The sequence below is a fragment of the Pseudomonas sp. Pseusp49 genome (assembly GCF_059491875.1).
Genome location: NZ_CP168514.1, coordinates 3198382 through 3216526, shown reverse-complemented (window position 1 = coordinate 3216526; position 18145 = coordinate 3198382). Strand labels below are relative to the sequence as shown.

Below are 18145 nucleotides of genomic sequence, written 5' to 3'. Positions count from 1 at the left end.
AAAGTTCGCCAGCTTCCGGATTCCTGCATGCCCCAGTCCCGCCGCTATCTGTTTATCAGCCTTTTCGCCCTGCTCGTCATCGGCCTTGCATGGTTTTCCCTGCGCGATACTACCCCGGTGGTTCCCGAAGCCATCCAACACGGTTACAGCGAAGCGCTGGCAGCGGCCCGGGGCGGTCAACCCGGTGCCGCGCGGGTGCTCTATCAGCAGTTGAAGCGTCCGGACCTGTCCCCCAAGCGCCGTGTCTGGTTGCATGCCGAACTGCCCAATTATCCAAGCTCGGTGGCCCTGAAACTGGCGGATGCCGACTTGCAGAACGAATCGCCCGAAGTGCGTATCGCGGCGATCAGGAGCATCAGCGCCCTGGTACCGAACGGCCAGCGCAGTCTTTTGCTGGGGCCAATGCTCGACGACAGCGAACAGAACGTGCGGCTGGCGGCAATCAACGCGCTGCTGGGGTTGTCCCCGGATGAACTCGGCTTGTATTTCGGACCGCTGGAGCAAGCGATCGATGCCTGGGAGCAGGTGCTCAAGAGCGAACCGCAAAGCGCCGAAAACCAATACCAGTTGGCCCGGCTGCACCTGCACAACGCCGAACTCAAGGAAGCGCAACAGGCGCTGGACAACACCCTGCGCCTGGCGCCGGACAACCTGCCGGCGCTGGTGCTGCAAATCGAAGTGCTGGACAAGCAAGGGCAGAACGACGCCGCCCGGCAGCTATTGGCCAGGCAACTGCAGGCACAGCCCAACTCGGCCTATCTGCAACACGCCCTGGGCCTCTGGTTGCTGCATCACGACCAAAGCGAATTCGCCCTGCTCGGCCTGTCCAAGGCCGTCGAGCTTGAGCCCGACAACCGGGATTACCGCTACGACCTGGCCACCACGCTGCGCGGCGAGCAGGAACTCGAAGCGGCGCAGATTCAGTTGCAGGAAATCGTTCAGCGCCATCCGAACGATCGCAAGGCACGGGTGCTGCTGATCAACTACTGGAAAGAAAGCGGGCAGCTGCAAAACGTGCAGATCCTCACGGCCCAGCTCGAACAGATGAACCCTGATGATCCTTCGTTACAACAGGGGCTTTAAAAGCAAAAGATCGCAGCCTTCGGCAGCTCCTACAGGGCAGGCTGCGATCCTTTTGCGTTAAAAAAGGTTGAACGCTCGTCCGGGCCAGGGGTCAAGTGAAAAGGCAGCCCGTTGCGGCACTTCGAAGTGGCTGCCTCATTGCTCCTGGCCACGAGAGGACTCTTATTTGTCTCTAACCAACGAATTGAATCGTACCAAGGCGGCCACCGGTATCGAAGGCCTGGACGATATCCTCGATGGAGGATTGTCCCGCAGTCATGTGTTTCTACTGGAAGGCGAACCGGGAACCGGCAAGACTACCGTGGCGCTGCACTTCCTGTTGGCCGGCGCGCAAGCCGGCGAGCGCTCGTTGTACATCACGCTGTCCGAGACCGAACGCGAACTGCGCCAGGGTGCCTTGTCCCATGGTTGGGAGATGGACGACAACGTCCACATCTTCGAGCTGACACCTCCGGAAAACCTGCTCAATGCCGAACAGCAGCAGACGCTGCTGTATTCCTCCGACCTTGAACTGGGCGAGGCCACCCGGCAGATTTTCGAAGTGGTCGAACGGGTCAAACCGACCCGCGTCGTCCTGGACAGTCTTTCCGAAATTCGCCTGCTGGCACAGAGCTCGCTGCGCTATCGCCGGCAGATCCTGGCCATCAAACATTATTTCGTGCGTTACGACGCCACGGTCTTGCTGCTCGACGACCTGACCACCGAGTCACTGGACAAGACCGTGCACAGCGTCGCCCACGGCGTGATTCGCCTGGAAGAGTTGACACCCAATTACGGTGCCGAGCGCCGACGCGTGCGCGTGGTGAAGTACCGCGGCCAGAAATACCGGGGCGGCTTTCATGACTTCACCATCGCCAGCGACGGCGTGCATGTATTTCCGCGTCTGGTGGCCGCCGAACATCGCGGTCAGTACCTGCGCCAGCAATTGACCAGTGGCATCCGGGAAATGGATGCGCTGCTGGGTGGCGGTATCGAAACCGGTTCCAGCACCTTGATTCTCGGTCCGGCCGGGACCGGCAAATCACTGATCTCCATGGTGTTCGCCGCCGCGGCGGTGGCCCGGGGTGAAAAAGCCGCGTTGTTCATCTTCGATGAAGAGCTGGGGTTGCTGTACGAGCGCATGAAGAACATCGGCATCGATTTGCAGGCGCTGCAAGACAGCGGCAATCTGCTGGTCGAACAGGTGGACGCCGCCGAGCTGTCTCCCGGCGAGTTCTCCCACCGGGTCCGGCGCTGTGTCGACGACGGCAATATCAAGACCGTGGTGATCGACAGCATCAATGGCTATCAGGCGGCAATGCCGGAAGAGAACGCCCTGGTGCTGCACATGCACGAGCTGTTGCTGTACCTCAATCGAAAAGGCGCCGCGACCTTCATGACGGTTGCCCAGCATGGCCTGGTCGGCGACATGCAGGCTCCGGTCGACATCACCTACCTGGCCGATACGGTGATCCTGCTGCGTTACTTCGAGGCCCTGGGCAAGGTACGCCGGGCCATTTCGATCATCAAGAAACGCACCGGCAGCCATGAATCGACCATCCGTGAATACCGCATCAGCGCCCAGGGCATGACCATCGGTGAACCGCTGGAAGCCTTCCAGGGCGTGCTGCGTGGAGTGCCCACCTATCTCGGGGCGAGCAACCCCTTGCTTGCGGAAGATATCCGGTGACTGCGTTGCTGGCGACAACCGAGCGCACCATCATCCTTGCGCCGCGAGGGCGTGACAGCCAGATTGCCTTGATGATGCTCAATGAAGCCGGGTTTCACGGGGTGATCAGCCAGGACCTACCCGGGCTATGCGCCGAGCTGGAGCTCGGTGCCGGCCTGCTGCTGATTTCCAGCGAAGCGCTGCTGGGTCGTGATCTCGAACCGCTGATCCGGCTGATTGAACAACAGCCCGCGTGGTCGGACCTGCCGATCGTGTTGATGACGCACCATGGCGGCCCGCAACAGAATCCGGCATCACGTTTCGGCCCGCAATTGGGCAATGTCACCTTCCTCGAACGGCCCTTTCACCCGATCACCCTGATCAGTCTGGTCACCACCGCCTTGCGCGGACGGCGACGACAGTACGAGGCCAGGGATCGGCTGGTCGACCTGAGCCAAAGTGAATTGCGCCTGCAAAACACCCTCGAAACCCTTGAGCAGCAGGTGGAAGAGCGCACCGCGCAACTGCGTCACAACGAAGAGGCGCTGCGCCAGTCGCAGAAAATGGAAGCCGTCGGCCAGCTCACCGGCGGCATCGCCCATGACTTCAACAACATGCTGACCGGCATCATCGGCAGCCTGGAATTGTTGCGTCGACGCCTGGCCCGGGGGCGTACCGAAGATCTGGACAGCCTGATCGACCTGGGGGTGACCTCGGCCAACCGCGCGGCGGCCCTGACTCACCGCCTGCTGGCGTTTTCCCGCCGCCAGTCGCTGGATTCCAAACCCGTGGAGATGAACGCCCTGGTGATCTCCATGGATGAACTGCTGCAACGCAGCATCAACGAAAGCATTCGCCTGGACATGCAACTCGATGAACAACTGTGGGTGGCCGAAGCCGACCCCAATCAACTGGAAAGCGCCCTGCTCAACCTGGTGATCAACGCCCGCGATGCCATGCCCAATGGCGGCAGGCTGGTGGTCTCTACCTCGAACCGGCACCTCGACGAGGACTTTGCCCAGTCCCAGAGCAATCTCGATGCCGGTGATTACGTCGTGCTCAGCGTCACCGACACCGGTTGCGGCATGGCGCAAAGCATCGTCAATCGCGCCTTTGACCCCTTCTTCACCACCAAGCCCATCGGCCAGGGCACCGGGCTGGGCTTGTCCATGATCTATGGCTTCAGCAAGCAGTCAGGCGGTCACGTCGTCATCCACAGCGTAGTGGGCGAAGGCACCACGGTGAGTCTGTTTCTGCCACGCTTCGGGGGTGACCTGCCTCAGGAGCATCCGGTCAATGTCGAACACTCGCCCTTCGCCAACAACGGCGAGACAGTATTGATCGTCGAGGACGACCCGGCGGTGCGGGTGCTGGTCAGCACGGTGTTGAGCGATCTGGGATATGCCTTCGTCGAAGCCTGTGATGGCGATAGCGCCGTGCCGATACTCGATTCGGCCCAGCGCATCGACCTGCTGATCAGCGATGTCGGCCTGCCCGGCATGAACGGCCGGCAACTGGCGGAAATCGGCCGGCAGTTGCGGCCCGACCTCAGGGTGCTGTTCATCACGGGCTACGCCGAGCACGCCGCCGTGCGCGGCGGGTTCCTCGATCCGGGCATGCAGATGATCACCAAGCCGTTCACCTTCGATCTGTTGACGGCGAAGGTGCGGGAGATGATCAGCGCCTGAGTTCGGGCAATGGAAATGTCCATGACACCGCGCCGTCATACCTGCATCGTCATACCGGGTGTTTTTTTATGCGCCGCGACCACTTGCCCGTTTCGCTGCTCTCTGTGCAAGTAGATCCCGATAGCGGCGACCTCATTAACGGGCTTCAACTGGCTGACCCCGACCCTCCATGCCGACTCTGAGGCCTGCGGCCCCAAAACGGCGGTCAGGCCGGTGTCGACTTCGGTATTGCCCAGCTTGTAAACCGACTGCACCGCCGCATTGTGAATCAACGATTTTCCGGCATCGATCAACTCCCCGCCCGTTGGCATTGTCATCAATTCGCGATGCCTGCTTTCATACGATAGAGAGTCCACGCCTCCAACAAAGCGAATGACTGCGCCCACCGTATTTTTTATAACGACTCCGGCCATGGAATTCAGTATTGGATGAACGCCGTCAGGCGCTGTCCCGGACCACATGCCCTTAGCCATATTGCCGCTTAAATTGGCAATCGTATTGACAGCCAAAGCACCTCGTGTGCTGATGTCGGGAACGATGGAAGGCCCTATACGGGAAACGACCCGATCAACCGCCTTCGAGCCTATTGATTTAGCAACCCCTTCTACGATACCGATGGGGTCGGGCACTGTTAAACCAGCGGTGAAACCCACACCAAAGCTGATAATGCCTACACCCGCCACAGTCAGGCTCTTGCCGATACCGCTGTCACCTTCGCGATCCAGAAGATGGGCCACCGTCGAGCCACCGACATAGCCCGCTGCCACACCCGACAGGATTGCAACAGGGTAACGTGCCAGGTGCCCCAGCGATGCGTTCAGTGCCTTTTTTACCAACTGCTTTGCGCCATATCCCGCGGCCCCTTTAACGGTTCCACGGCCAAATGCAGCGAGGGTTGCCGTGACGCGTCTCACCTTGCCAATCCGGGTTTTGGCCAATCCAAGCCAATCGACATAACCGATCGGATTGCTCCCCACCATCCGATACAGGTTCAACCCGTCTATCGCGCCCGCCGGATCGGCACTCAACCAGCGTTGTCGCCACGGTATGTAATACCGAAATCCGTAGTAATACAGCCCCGTGGCGTCGCGCTCCTGCCCCGAATAACGAATGGTCTTGTAGCTGGCCTCAACCTTATCCCTGCCCGCCCACCAGGCTGTGCCACCGTAGGGGTAGTAACTTTCCTGGCTGATGATCCTGGCGTCTTGATCCAGTTCCAGCGTGCTGGATTCCTGATAATCGGCAAGGCAGTAACGCAGCTGGTACCGGGCACCGTCCGGCGATGAACCCCTTTCCCAGTGCAGGATCTGCACGGTGCATCGTCCGCTCTGGACACTGATGACATTCAGGGTCTCATCGGGACTCGTACGAATTTGCACGCCCGGCAAGTAACGGGTTTCATGGGTACGGGTCAATGTTCCGGTGTAAGCCGTACGGATTTTTCGCACACGCTGGTCATCGCCGTCATAGACATAAATCTCCGAGTCCGCAGGTTCGTCCTCGCGCACCACCTGATCGACCTGATGTAGGCGGTTGCGTGCATCCCAGTGCAGTGTCTGTCCTCGTTGCAGCTCGTTGAGGTTGCCGCAGGCGTCATAAGCAGCATCAATTTCACTGTCCGCCGGTGATTCGCTGCCATCGACCCAAGGCAGGCTACGGTTGCTCAAGGAGGCAATGGCCGTTCGTTCGGTTCGACATGCGCTGTCAGCGTGGTGATACAGAACCTCGAGGTTGCCACCGGTGTCGTAGTCGAACGTCTGTAGATAGTTCTCAAGCTGGCCAGGGTCCGGTGGCGAAACGAAGGCCGGTAAATGGGGGCCGCCGGGGGCATTGCAGCGCTGTCGACCACTGGCTTGGATGAGTTGACCGAGGGTGTCGTACTGCCAGGTACTGATCGCGGCAACGCTTTGATTGCGCGAGTAACGGATCGACTGAGTGGCGTCAGTCATGCGAATCGGGTTGCCGACCGGATCATAGGCATACGTCAGACTCTGCAAGGGCGGCTGACTTGGCATTTGCGCGTGCAGCGTTGTCAGCCGCCCATCCTCGGGATCGAAAACAGCGCGAGTAACGACGCCGTTGCCGGCCGTTTGCTGCACTATTTGTCCGAACGCGTTGTACTGAATGTCACCCATCAGGATGACTTCATCATCGGCATCGGCCAGCTTCAGGCGCAATTCGCACAATTGACCGGCAACGTTCTGTCGCTGCTGTTGTGCGTGGCCCAAAGCGTCAACCTGCCGTACAAGCTCACCAACGCTGTTAAAAGCTGTTTGCGTGAGCGCAGATTGGGGCTCGAGCAATCTGTCACGCTCGGTTTCGCTCTCCGGCCAGTCGGTTAACTGAAGGTGCAGCAAAAAACGTCTGCTCTGGTGCAGAGGTGCACCGAATAAACCGAACTCGGTGAGGTGTCGGGTACCCGCGCTGTCATCGTGGCGAATCAGTTGACCGCAGCAATTGTGCCTGGCGGACTCCGGCGAATCGTCACCGTATGCAAAACAAGCCGTCCGCTGCTCTGCTTCGCCCATCGCCGACTCAAAACCCCGAGCAGGACGCAGAGATGAATCGTAGGTCATACGCAGGTGATTACGTTTCTGGTCCCAATTGTCCAAACTTTGCCCGGCAGCACCGTAAAGACTGACTCGCCATCCGGCGTCCAGATTCTCGTTGAGCAAAGGCTGCCCGGTGAGCGTGGTGACAGTGGTTTGATTGGCGGGAGTGGACTGATTGCTCTCAAACAGGGCAAAAAGCCGCGGATCGCGGCTATGACTGGCACGGTTGCGCAGGCTGTAGATGTGTTGGGTAATGCGTGCCTGAGGGGCTTGCTGGTCCGTGCGCCGATGATAGGCAACCTCACGGACCACGGCACGACGCGGATCAATCACTGAAAGTGTTGGTGTTTGTCTGTGCATGGCCCCCGCTCCGGATCGACATGCAGGGATGAGCCACATGACGTCCGAAAGGTTATCTGCTGATACAACACCCCAGTCAACTGTCAGAAATTACAGGTACGAGAATCGCCAGGGTGCTTACGAAAGCATCTCCTGCATCAGCTCCTGCAATTTATCCAGATCGAATGGCTTGTCCAGGATCGGCGCCTTGCGCGTGATCGGGCTGTCGGTCTCACGGATTTCCTGGGCGTAGCCGCTGATGAAGATCACCTTGAGTTCCGGTCGCAGCTTCACGGCGGGTTCGGCGATCTGCACGCCGGAGATTCCACCGGGCAGGCGGAAGTCGGTGATCATCATGTCCAGGTGGGGTTTGCTCGCCAGGATTTCAAACGCCTGTTCGCCGTTTTCGGCCTGCAGTACGCGATACCCCTCGCCCGACAGATAAGCGGACAGCACCATCAGAATCGAGGGATCGTCCTCGACAACGAGTACTACGTCTTGTGCATCTTCGCTCATGGGAAGCCTTTGTTCGGTCAATTGCTGCTGATACGACCGTGAGGTCGATCAGAGGTTGCGTTTATCTGGCTGTTTTCCTACAGCGGCAGACAAACGCGAAACAAGGCGCCTTCGCCAATCCGGCTCTGGACGGTGATTGTACCGCCATGGGCGGTCACGATCTGTTCTGAAATAAATAATCCCAGGCCCAGTCCGGCGACGGCCTGCCTGGCCGATACGCGCTCGAACTGCTGGAATATGCGCTTCTGGTTTTCTTCGTCGATCCCGATCCCCTGGTCGCGCACATCGACCAGCGCCAGCCCTCCTTCACTGTATACCTTCACCGAGACCGGGCTCTTGGCCCCGTAGCGCAAGGCATTGGTCAACAGGTTGGATATGACCTGTTCAATACGAAATTCATCCCAGTTTCCGATCACCGGTTGCTCGGCATCGAGGGTCACCGACGTCTCGGCGGCGTCGATCTGCCGGGAAAAGTTGTGCAGCAAATCGCGAACCAGCGTCGAAAGATCGAACCGTGTCGGCCGGATCGACAGCTTGCCGGTGCGAATGCGCGAGACATCGAGCATATCCTCGATCAAGCGAATGAGGCTTTTGATCTGCCGCTCGTCGCGATCGACCATGGCGTGCATCTTGTCCAGGGTGAAGGCAGCGGCGTTGTCCCGGGCCAGGTGCATCTTGCGCAGCTGGGTTTCAAGGATCAGGCCGTTGAGCGGCGTGCGCACTTCGTGGGCGACGATGGACATGAAGTCGTCGCGCATGCGCACCGCCTGTTGCAGTTCCAGCTGGGTGTTCTGCAGTTGCCTGAGCAGGGCTTCCTGTTCGCGGCGACTTTGCTCAAGGGCCAGCACTTGTTCCTTCATCGCCTTGCTCTGGCGATACAGGTCGACGAACACATTGACCTTGCTCTTGACCGCGTGGATGTCCAGTGGCTTGTGCAGGAAGTCCACGGCACCGCTTTCGTAGCCCTTGAAGGCGTAGTTCATTTCACGCCCGGCGGCACTGACGAAAACGATCGGGATGTTCTTGGTTTTTTCGGTGCCGCGCATCAACTCGGCCAGCTCGAAGCCATTCATGCCCGGCATCTGCACATCGAGGATGGCCATGGCGAATTCGTGCTGCAACAGCAGTGACAGGGCTTCGTCGGCGGACAACGCCTTGTACACAATCCGGTCCTCACGCTTGATCAGCGCTTCAAGCGCCAGCAGATTTTCCGGCAGATCGTCCACGATCAGCAGTTTGGCCTGGATATTACTCAGCATGCGATTCGTTCCATCTCGACAAGCAGACGGCCGATGCCGCGTACTGAAAGTATGTGGTCTGGCCGGTGCATGTCCAGCGCAGCCTGGGGCATGGTGGCGACCTGAGCCTCTTGCGGGTCTTGCACGATGGTGATGCCACCGCGCTGTTTGACCTGGGCCAGCCCGCGCGCGCCGTCGCGGTTGGCGCCTGTGAGCAAGACTGCAGCGAGCCCTGTACCGTAGGCATCGGCAGCCGATTCGAACAGGTAATCGATGGCGGGTCGCGAATGATGCACTCGAGGCTCCAGGCTCAGGGAAAAGCTGCGGTCCCGCTCCACCGACAGGTGATAACCGGGCGCGGCGAAATACAGCGTGCCGGCCTCGACCGCGGTCTTGTCGCACGCCTCCAGCACCGGCATGGCAACCCGGCGGGCAAACACGTCCGCCAACTGGCTGCGGCGTTCGTCCGGCAGGTGCAGCACGACAATGATCGGCAACGCAAAACCTTCGCGCAGCGGCCCGAGGATGTTCAACAGCGCCTCAACGCCACCGGCGGAGGCACCGATCACGATCGCTTCGATAGCTGACAGATTCGTTGCACTGTTCATGTTTTTCGATAGATCCGTTCTTGTTTGACCAGCGGCTCGAATTCATCGCCAAAAGCCGAGAAATCCGGGGTTTCCTTGCTGCCCAACACCAGGAATCCGCGATGGCAGAGGGACTCATGAAACAGTCCGAAAGCTCGATCCTGGAGTTTTTTGTTAAAGTAAATCAATACGTTACGACATGAAATCAATTGAGTTTCGGAGAACACACTGTCCGTCGCCAGGCTGTGGTCGGCGAAAGTCACGTTCTCGCGCAGTGTCTTGTCGAAAATCGCATACCCATAGGCCGCCGTATAGTAGTCGGCAAACGAACACTGGCCACCGGCCTGCTGGTAATTGGCAGTGTAGGCGCGGACGTTCTCCATCGAGAAAATCCCTTGCTTGGCTTTTTCCAGAGAGCGCGGATTGATGTCGGTCGCGTAGATGATCGTACGGTCGAGCAAGCCCTCTTCGCGCAACAGGATGGCCATCGAATACACCTCTTCCCCGGTGCTGCATCCGGCGATCCAGATCTTGATCGAGGGGTAGGTTCGCAGCAGCGGTACCACTTCCTTGCGGATGGCCAGGAAGTGCGAGGGGTCACGAAACATCTCGCTGACCGGGATGGTCAGCAATTGCAGCAATTGCATGAAAGCGGCCGGATCGTGCAGGACCTTTTCCTGCAACGCCGAGATGGTCTGGCACTCGAACTGACTCAACGCATGATTGACCCGACGCTTGATCGACGCGCCGGAGTAATCGCGAAAATCGTAGCTGTACTTGAGGTAAATCGCCTCGATCAACAGGCGCAATTCGATTTCGCTGCTGCGCTCCACGGAAAAATGGCGCTCCACTAGATGCGTTCCATCTTCGGCAACCACACGCGAATCAGCGAAAACAGGCGGTCCAGGTCGATGGGCTTGGCCAGGTAGTCGTTGGCGCCGGCTTGCAGGCAGCGCTCCTGATCGTCCTTCATGGCCTTGGCCGTCACCGCGATGATCGGCAATTTGCGCCAACGCGGGACCTTGCGGATTTCAACGGTGGCTTCAAAGCCATCCATCTCCGGCATCATCACGTCCATCAACACCAGATCGATGTCCTCCACTTCATTGAGTCGTTCAATCGCTTCCCGGCCGTTGCGACCAATGACCACGACTGCACCCTTTTGCTCCAGCGCGCTGGTGAGGGCGAAAATGTTGCGCACATCATCATCCACCAGCAGCACCTTGCGGCCTTCGAAGACCCGGTCGCGACTGCGGGCGACCTTGAGCATCTTCTGCCGGTCATGGGACAACCGCGATTCGACTTTGTGCAGAAAAAGTGTCACTTCATCCAGCAGTCGCTCCGGCGAGCGCGCGCCCTTGATGATGATCGAACGCGAATACTTGCGCAGTTCAGCCTCTTCATCGCGGGTCAGGTTGCGCCCGGTATAGACGATGACGGGCGGAAAGGAGCAGATGTCTTCGGTGGACATGCGCTTGAGCAAGTCGTTGCCGAGCATGTCAGGCAGCTTGAGGTCGATGATCATGCAATCGAAGACCGACGTGCGCAGCAGGTCCAGTGCCTCCTGCGCCAGGCCAACGGCGGTGATCTCTATGTCATCGTCGCCGATCAGGCGGGCAATGCTGTCGCGCTGCAAGTCGTCGTCCTCGACCAGCAGCACACGCTTGACCTTCTGGGTCAGCTTGGCTTCCAGGCGCGCAAACACGTCCTTGAGTTCCTCGCGGGTGGTGGGCTTGACCGCATACCCGATGGCGCCCATGTGCATCGCCGCTTCGACCCGATCTTCGACCGAAATCACATGCACCGGGATGTGCCGAGTTTCGGCGTGCTCCTTCAGGCGTTGCAGCACGGTCAGGCCGGAGTGATCCGGTAGGCGCATGTCCAGCAGGATCGCGTCGGGGATGAACGCCTTGGCCAGGTCGTAGCCTTCGTCGGCGCCATGGGCCACCAGGCACTGATACCCCAGTTCATGGGCAAGATCGTAGAGGATGTGCGCAAAGTTCGACTCGTCCTCAACCACCAGAATGCAGCGGCTGTTGAACGGCCCTTTGTGGCGATCGTCGTCGAAACGTGCAATGTCGACTTCGGCCACCAATGGCGACAGCGTGGGCGGCACTGCATCCGGCACAGTAGCCACCGCAACGGCCCGCATCGGTTCGACAGGCACTTCGCCCGGTTCCACGTACTGCTGCGGCAAGACCAGGGTGAACACACTGCCCTGCCCCGGTTTGCTGGTCACGCTGATGGAGCCGCCGAGCAACGCGGCCAGATCACGGGAGATCGACAAGCCCAGCCCGGTACCGCCGTAACGCCGGTTGGTGGTGCCATCAGCCTGACGGAAGGCTTCGAAAATGCTGTCGTGCTGATCCGCCTCGATGCCGATCCCGGAATCGCGGATGCTGAACGCGATGCCGTCATTCGGCGCCGCGGCGACGGACAGGCTGACGCTGCCGCTTTCAGTGAACTTCACGGCGTTGGACAACAGGTTCTTGAGCACCTGCTCCAGACGCTGGCGGTCGGTGAACAGCATCGGCGGCGCGCCGTCCAGCAAATCCACCTGGAAATCCAGCTGCTTGTCCGTGGCCAATGGCTGGAACAGGCCGCGCAGGCCATCGACCAGGCGCGCCACGCTGGTATTCTCCGGACGGATTTCCAGCTTGCCGGCTTCTACTTTGGAAATGTCCAGAATGTCGTTGATCAGGTTGAGCAAGTCATTACCGGCGGAGTAGATCGACTCGGCGAACTTCACTTGCTCGGCCGTGAGGTTTTCTTCCGGGTTTTCCGCCAGCAGCTTGGCCAGGATCAGCGAACTGTTGAGCGGCGTGCGCAGCTCGTGGGACATGTTGGCGAGGAATTCGGACTTGTACTTGCTCGAACGCTGCAGTTCCAGCGCGCGCTCTTCGAGCTGGATCTGTGCCTGATTGAGTTCGGAGTTCTTCAGGTCCATGGCGTCGCGTTGCTCGGCCAGCACTTCTGCCTGCTCGGCGAGTTGTTCGTTGGTCTGCTCCAACTCCACCTGCTGGGTTTCCAGGTGCGCCTGGGACTCCTTGAGCACCCGCGACTGTTCTTCGAGCTCTTCGTTGGCGGTCTTGAGTTCTTCCTGCTGCACCTGCAACTCTTCATTGAGCTGCTGGGTTTCGGCCAGCACTTCCTGCAGGCGATGGCGATAGCGTGCGGCCTCGATGGACGTGCCGATGTTGCCGGCAATCAATTCCAGCAACGCGACGTCGCGGTCATCCAGTGGACGCAGGAAACCCAACTCGATCACGCCATTGACCCGGTCGTCGTCGCTGGTCGGCACCACCAGCACACTGCGCGGCAATCCGTTTCCGAGGCCGGAGCTGACCTTGAAATAATCCCCCGGCACCTCGTCCAGGCGAATCAACCGCGCCTGCTGCGCCACCTGGCCGACAATACCTTCATCGCTGTAAATCTGCTGCTCGCGCTCTTCCTGTTCGCGGGAAAAACCGTAGCTGGCGATGCGTCTGAGACCGCCGTGGTCTTCCCGAACATAGAGCGCCGCCACGGCGGTACCGAGGTACTGCGCGCAAAACTGCAGGATGTTGCGCCCCAGCAGGTTCAGGCTCAACTGCCCCAGCACCTGCTCGGCGAGCTCGGTCTGACCGTTGCGCAGCCAGGCCTGTTGCTCCAGGCGCTGGGCACTGGCTTGCTGGGCGGCGAGATTGACGCTGTAGCTTTGTGAAAGGCTGAGCAAATCGCGGCGCCCGACATACGCCAGCAAACCACTGACGCCGGCGATGAACAACAGATAGAGGCTGATGCTCCAGACCGTGGTGCGGCGCACCTCATCATTGCGCGTGGTGCGCAACTGTTGTTCGGTGTCGATCACCTCCTCGAACTGCTTGCGAATTTCATCGGTCAGGCGTTTGCCGCGCCCGGCCTTCACCACCGAGCGATAATCACCGCTGCTGCGCTGCAGATCGATCATCGATTGCGCGTAGCTGGCCCACTCCTGTTGCAATGCCTGCAACCGCAGCAAGCGGTCAGTCTGCACCGGGTTGTCGGCCGTCAGCTCGAGCAAGGTGTTGAGGGCCACGGCAACCCGCGGCTTGGCGGTTTCGTAGGGATCGAGGAAATGCTCGTCGCCACTGAGCAGAAAACCGCGCATGCCGGTTTCCAGGTCCACGGTCAGCTTGACCGCTTCATTGGCGTTATTGATCACCCGGTCGGTATGTTCCACCCACTGGATCGTCGACAGCAGATAGCTGATCAGCGAAACGAAGAACACCGCGCTGATAAGGCCCAGCCCCAACGGCAGGCTGATATTGCGGCTCAGGAGTTTACGAAATCGTTGCTCATCAACCGAGGACGCGGAGGTCATGGGGCAGGCCTTGTCGTACTGTCAGAATGCAAGGAGTTTGCCCCAAAACTGGTACATGGATCCATTTTTCTGACATGTTTTCGCGCAAACTCCTACATTCCTATGCGCCCGCGCAAAACGGCAGGTTATCCTTGTCGACCTGCCGCATTCTTTTTTGCGCCACCTCGGGAACTTGTCTGGATCTGCCACTTACTGATGCAAGAGGCCGGTGATTTCCAGCGACCGGCAATGCCAATCTTTTCAGGAAGTTCACTATGTCATCCGTCAACGCCTACACCATCCTCGTCGTCGAAGACGATGCCATCGTGCGCATGCTGATTGTCGACGTACTGGAGGAACTGGAGTTCGAGGTGCTGGAAGCCGACGGCAGCGAACAGGCTCTGGAGACACTCAGGGACTCGAATCAACACATTGACCTGATGATGACGGATGTCGGCCTGCCGATCATGGATGGTCGCGAACTGGCCACCCTCGCCCGCACGATACGCCCCGACCTGCCCATCCTGTTTGCCAGCGGTTATGCCGAAAGCATCGATGTGCCCGCCGACATGCACGTGATCGGCAAACCCTTCTCCATTGATCAGTTGCGCGACAAGGTCAAAGGCATTCTCGAGTGACCTGGCGACCCACTGTGGTTTAATGCGCGCCTTTTTCGTCCCTGCCCTGTCTTCGCTTCAAGGAAATCCCCTACATGATTGAGCCCCGCGCAACCAAAGTCCTGGTCATTGGTTACGTCTGGCCCGAGCCCCGCTCGTCCGCGGCCAGCGGGCATGTCATGCAGATTCTCGAGGTTTTCCTGCAGCAAGGCTGGGATATCACCTTCAGCAGCCCGGCAGGTTTCGGCGAACAGCGCGCCGACCTGACGGCGCTGGGTATTCGTGAAGTACCCATCGAGCTGAACAACAGCAGTTTCGACACCTTCATCAGTGAACTGGCGCCGGACATCGTGTTGTTCGATCAATTCATGATGGAGGAACAGTTCGGGTGGCGGGTCGAGAAGTATTGTCCCGACGCGTTGCGCGTACTGGAAAGTTGCGACTTGCAAAGCCTCAGGCAGGGTCGGCATCAACGCCTCAAGGAGCGCTTGAAGGCCAGTCAGGACAACAATGACTTCAGCGGCCTGTTCGCCCCGGCGTCGCGTGAAGAGTTTGAACACATGGCCGATACCGATCTGGCCAAGCGTGAGATCGCGTCGTTTTATCGTTGTGATTTGACGCTGATGGTTTCCGAAGTGGAAATCGAATTGCTGGTCGAGCAGTTCAGAATTCCGCGCAACTTGCTGCACTGGTGCCCATTGATGGTCGAACTGCCGACCCGTGCGCCGGTGGCGTTCGAAGACCGGGCACACTTTCTTCATATCGGCAATTTTCGCCATGCGCCCAACTGGGATGCGGTGCTCTGGTTGAAAACCGCTATCTGGCCGCTGATTCGCGAGCAGTTGCCCGGCGCCCAATTGCATATCTATGGTGCCTATACCCCCCCCAAGGCGACCGCCCTGCATAACCCGGCCCAGGGTTTTCATGTGATGAACTGGGCGCAGGACGCACTGCAGGTCATGTCGTCGGCACGGGTCTGTATGGCGCCGCTGCGTTTTGGCGCGGGAATCAAAGGCAAGATTGTCGATGCGATGCTCTGTGGCACACCGAATGTGACAACGCCTGTCGGTGCGGAAGCGATGCATGGCGAACAAGCGTGGCCCGGTGCAGTGACCCGTTCGGCACGGGAGTTCGCCGATCAGGCCGTGCAACTGCACAACGACAAGACGCGCTGGCTAGATGCCCAGGCGCACGGGCAAACCCTGCTTGCCAGTCGCTACCGCAAATCCGTTCATGGCCCGGCCTTGATCCAGCGGCTGGTCGATTGTCAACGGGATCTGGCCAACATCCGGCGAGACAACTTTACCGGCAGCATGCTGCGTCATCATCAGCACAAGAGCACTCAATACATGGCGCAATGGATAGAGGCGAAAAACAGCCAGCAATAACAATATCCCGAAACACTGACAACTTGTGCAGTGCCTGACTTGCGACCAAGAATAAATCGCCCGACATCAAACCTGATAGTCGGGCGTTTTTTATTCTTAATTAGCAACGGACTGCACGATGACAAATACTTACCCCTACAAAAACTGGATGTCGGCGACGTCTTCCATTGACAAGTTAACCCTCTTGGAACTGGTCTGGCCCGGCGCCCATAATGCGGGAGTGGATTATGACTTCTCTTACCCGATCCACGTTCAACCCGTCAGTCACTGGTTCGTCTGCCAGGATGGCCCCTTTATCCAGCAGCTCAACGAGGGTGTCCGGGCACTCGACTTGCGATTCCATTCAGACGAGCACTGGCTGGGAGTCAGGAAGTTCCATACGTTTCACGGCTTCAAGCTGCTCAGGGGGCGATCGTTGAGTGAGTTGTTCAAGAGCCTGGACTTTTTCCTCAATGAAAACCCGGATGAGTTCGTCGTGCTGGATATGCGCGAGCTCAAAGGCCTTGATGAAAAGAGTTTCGACTACACAGGCTTTGATGAGGCCATCATGAGTGAACTGGGCAGGCGATTGATTCCGCGAGAAAACCGTTATTTGACACTGGGCGCACTAAAGAAAATAAATCCCCTGCAAAGAGTCGTACTTGCCGCCGATTGGCATCCGGACTTCAACTCTCCCCTGTATTGGCCAAAAATCCCGGTTGAATGGAGTGGCAACGACTTTACTTCTCCCGAAGAGTTAAGGCAGTACATTGAAAGATCACTGAATAATCCGCCCGACGAAAGCGCGCTCTGGTCGTTATCCGCCACCAGTTATGGAGAACTGGCCGGTGTAAAACGAATCACCCGGGAATTGAACGAGTGGTTTGCTCCGGGCACTGGATGGACGCAGAAGTGCAGCATCATCAGTGCCGACTTTATTGGAGCGACACAACTGGTCAGCTATTGCCGGGAAATCAACCTTTCCAGGGGACAGAACAAGAAGTAAGACCGGGGAACTGGAACTGTCCTGGGCGGGGGTGCATGATTGGCGCCTGAATAACAACAAGACCACCCTGGATATGACCCGCACCGCCAGAGTCACCGATCCCTCCTATGAGTTGATGGACGACCACAATGGTTTGTCCATCATCTACCGCCAGCACGGTTTTCCCTGCCCGCTGGTGCGCTGGCATTTCCACAAGGAATACGAGCTGCACCTGATCGTCGCCAGTTCCGGCAAGGTGTTCATTGGCGATTACATCGGCAACTTCTATCCGCAATCCCTGTTCCTGACGGGCCCCAACCTGCCCCACAACTGGATCAGCCAGGTGGCCGAGGACGAAGTGGTGCCCAAGCGCGACATGCTGGTCAACTTCACCGACGAGTTGTTCGACAGCGGCTATCAAGTGTTTGCCGAGCTCAAGACACTGGCACCCTTGCTGGAGCGCGCGCAGTACGGCATCGAGTTTCGCGGCAAGCACACTATCGCCAAGGCGATGGATCTGATGCAACGCATCGCCGATACCAGCGGTGCGACCCGTCTCGGGCACTTTTTCATTCTGCTGGAGTTGCTCGCGGCCACCGACGACTACCAATTGCTCTCCGGCGCCACGACGCCGCAACTGGCCGACGAGAACAACGTCGATCGCACCAACCGCGCGGTGGATTACATCTTCGCCCATTACGCCCGGGAATTGCCGCTGGAAGAAGTCGCCGAACACCTGGGCATGAAGCCCACGTATTTCAGCCGCGTGTTCAAGCAGGCCACCGGGCGCAATTTCATCGAATTCGTCAATCGCCTGCGCATCAGCAAGTCCTGCGAGTTGCTGGCCGATGGCGACAAACCGGTCACGGACGTGTGCTTCGAATCCGGTTTCAACAACATTTCCAACTTCAACCGGCGCTTCCAGCAGCTCAAGGGGATGACGCCTTCGCATTACCGGCGGTTGGTGGTGCAGCGGTTGACCGAGCAAAACCTCGGCTAGATGCGATCAAATGTGGGAGCGGGCTTGCTCGCGAAAGCGCTGTGTCAGGTTGAGAAATGTCGCCTGACACTCCGCTTTCGCGAGCAAGCCCGCTCCCACAAGGGGTCGTAGCCAAGCTCGAAACCTGTACAGATTCAATGCCACCCCATTGCTGAAAAGCCCTTCCTTGCGTCTACGGCCAAAAATAACAGTGCAAAAAAGTAT

General features: G+C 58.8%; 13 protein-coding genes. 7 read left to right on the top strand and 6 right to left on the bottom strand.

Annotation, left to right across the window (positions count from 1 at the left end; all coding sequences use genetic code 11):
- Nucleotides 1-27: 27 nt before the first annotated feature.
- The 3 genes from ACEN83_RS14515 (at nucleotide 28) to ACEN83_RS14505 (ending at nucleotide 4419) form a co-directional block, all read left to right on the top strand.
- Entirely contained in the window at nucleotides 28-1083 is a 1056-nt protein-coding gene (locus tag ACEN83_RS14515) for a tetratricopeptide repeat protein (RefSeq protein WP_495580718.1), read from the top strand.
- Between the two features lie 166 nt (nucleotides 1084-1249).
- Nucleotides 1250-2752, top strand: coding sequence for an ATPase domain-containing protein (locus ACEN83_RS14510; protein ID WP_495580717.1), 1503 nt, complete (start codon nucleotides 1250-1252; stop codon nucleotides 2750-2752).
- Nucleotides 2749-4419, top strand: coding sequence for a response regulator (locus ACEN83_RS14505; RefSeq protein WP_495580716.1), 1671 nt, complete (start codon nucleotides 2749-2751; stop codon nucleotides 4417-4419). The genes ACEN83_RS14510 and ACEN83_RS14505 overlap by 4 nt, the downstream gene beginning before the upstream one ends.
- 35 nt (nucleotides 4420-4454) lie before the next feature.
- On the opposite strand, the gene ACEN83_RS14500 is transcribed toward ACEN83_RS14505, so the two are convergent.
- The 6 genes from ACEN83_RS14500 to ACEN83_RS14475 form a co-directional block, all read right to left on the bottom strand.
- The gene (locus ACEN83_RS14500; protein ID WP_495580715.1) at nucleotides 4455-7331 is read right to left on the bottom strand and encodes an RHS repeat-associated core domain-containing protein; all 2877 of its coding nucleotides are present in this window, start codon (nucleotides 7329-7331) and stop codon (nucleotides 4455-4457) included.
- Nucleotides 7332-7448: 117 nt separating this feature from the next.
- Nucleotides 7449-7826: a response regulator gene (locus ACEN83_RS14495; protein ID WP_218478429.1), complete on the bottom strand. Its 378-nt coding sequence runs from the start codon at nucleotides 7824-7826 to the stop codon at nucleotides 7449-7451.
- Between the two features lie 77 nt (nucleotides 7827-7903).
- The gene (locus ACEN83_RS14490) at nucleotides 7904-9085 is read right to left on the bottom strand and encodes a hybrid sensor histidine kinase/response regulator (protein WP_116580392.1); all 1182 of its coding nucleotides are present in this window, start codon (nucleotides 9083-9085) and stop codon (nucleotides 7904-7906) included.
- A complete protein-coding gene (locus ACEN83_RS14485; RefSeq protein WP_104447197.1) occupies nucleotides 9079-9672 on the bottom strand; it encodes a chemotaxis protein CheB in 594 nt (197 codons plus the stop codon). The genes ACEN83_RS14490 and ACEN83_RS14485 overlap by 7 nt, the downstream gene beginning before the upstream one ends.
- On the bottom strand, nucleotides 9669-10502 hold the full coding sequence (locus ACEN83_RS14480) for a CheR family methyltransferase (protein ID WP_495580714.1): 834 nt from the start codon (nucleotides 10500-10502) through the stop codon (nucleotides 9669-9671). Before ACEN83_RS14480 ends, ACEN83_RS14485 begins: the two co-directional genes overlap by 4 nt.
- Nucleotides 10502-13993 carry a response regulator gene (locus tag ACEN83_RS14475; RefSeq protein WP_495580713.1) on the bottom strand — a complete coding sequence of 1164 codons (3492 nt, stop codon included), beginning with the start codon at nucleotides 13991-13993 and terminating at the stop codon, nucleotides 10502-10504. Before ACEN83_RS14475 ends, ACEN83_RS14480 begins: the two co-directional genes overlap by 1 nt.
- Before the next feature lie 254 nt (nucleotides 13994-14247).
- On the opposite strand from ACEN83_RS14475, the gene ACEN83_RS14470 reads away from it, so the two are divergent.
- The 4 genes from ACEN83_RS14470 (at nucleotide 14248) to ACEN83_RS14455 (ending at nucleotide 17941) form a co-directional block, all read left to right on the top strand.
- Nucleotides 14248-14610: a response regulator gene (locus ACEN83_RS14470; protein ID WP_495580712.1), complete on the top strand. Its 363-nt coding sequence runs from the start codon at nucleotides 14248-14250 to the stop codon at nucleotides 14608-14610.
- 74 nt (nucleotides 14611-14684) lie between these two features.
- Nucleotides 14685-15977 carry a glycosyltransferase gene (locus tag ACEN83_RS14465; protein ID WP_495580711.1) on the top strand — a complete coding sequence of 431 codons (1293 nt, stop codon included), beginning with the start codon at nucleotides 14685-14687 and terminating at the stop codon, nucleotides 15975-15977.
- A gap of 118 nt (nucleotides 15978-16095) precedes the next feature.
- Nucleotides 16096-16962 carry a phosphatidylinositol-specific phospholipase C domain-containing protein gene (locus ACEN83_RS14460; protein WP_495580710.1) on the top strand — a complete coding sequence of 289 codons (867 nt, stop codon included), beginning with the start codon at nucleotides 16096-16098 and terminating at the stop codon, nucleotides 16960-16962.
- 73 nt (nucleotides 16963-17035) lie between these two features.
- Nucleotides 17036-17941 carry an AraC family transcriptional regulator gene (locus ACEN83_RS14455; RefSeq protein WP_033047396.1) on the top strand — a complete coding sequence of 302 codons (906 nt, stop codon included), beginning with the start codon at nucleotides 17036-17038 and terminating at the stop codon, nucleotides 17939-17941.
- Nucleotides 17942-18145 lie beyond the last annotated feature (204 nt).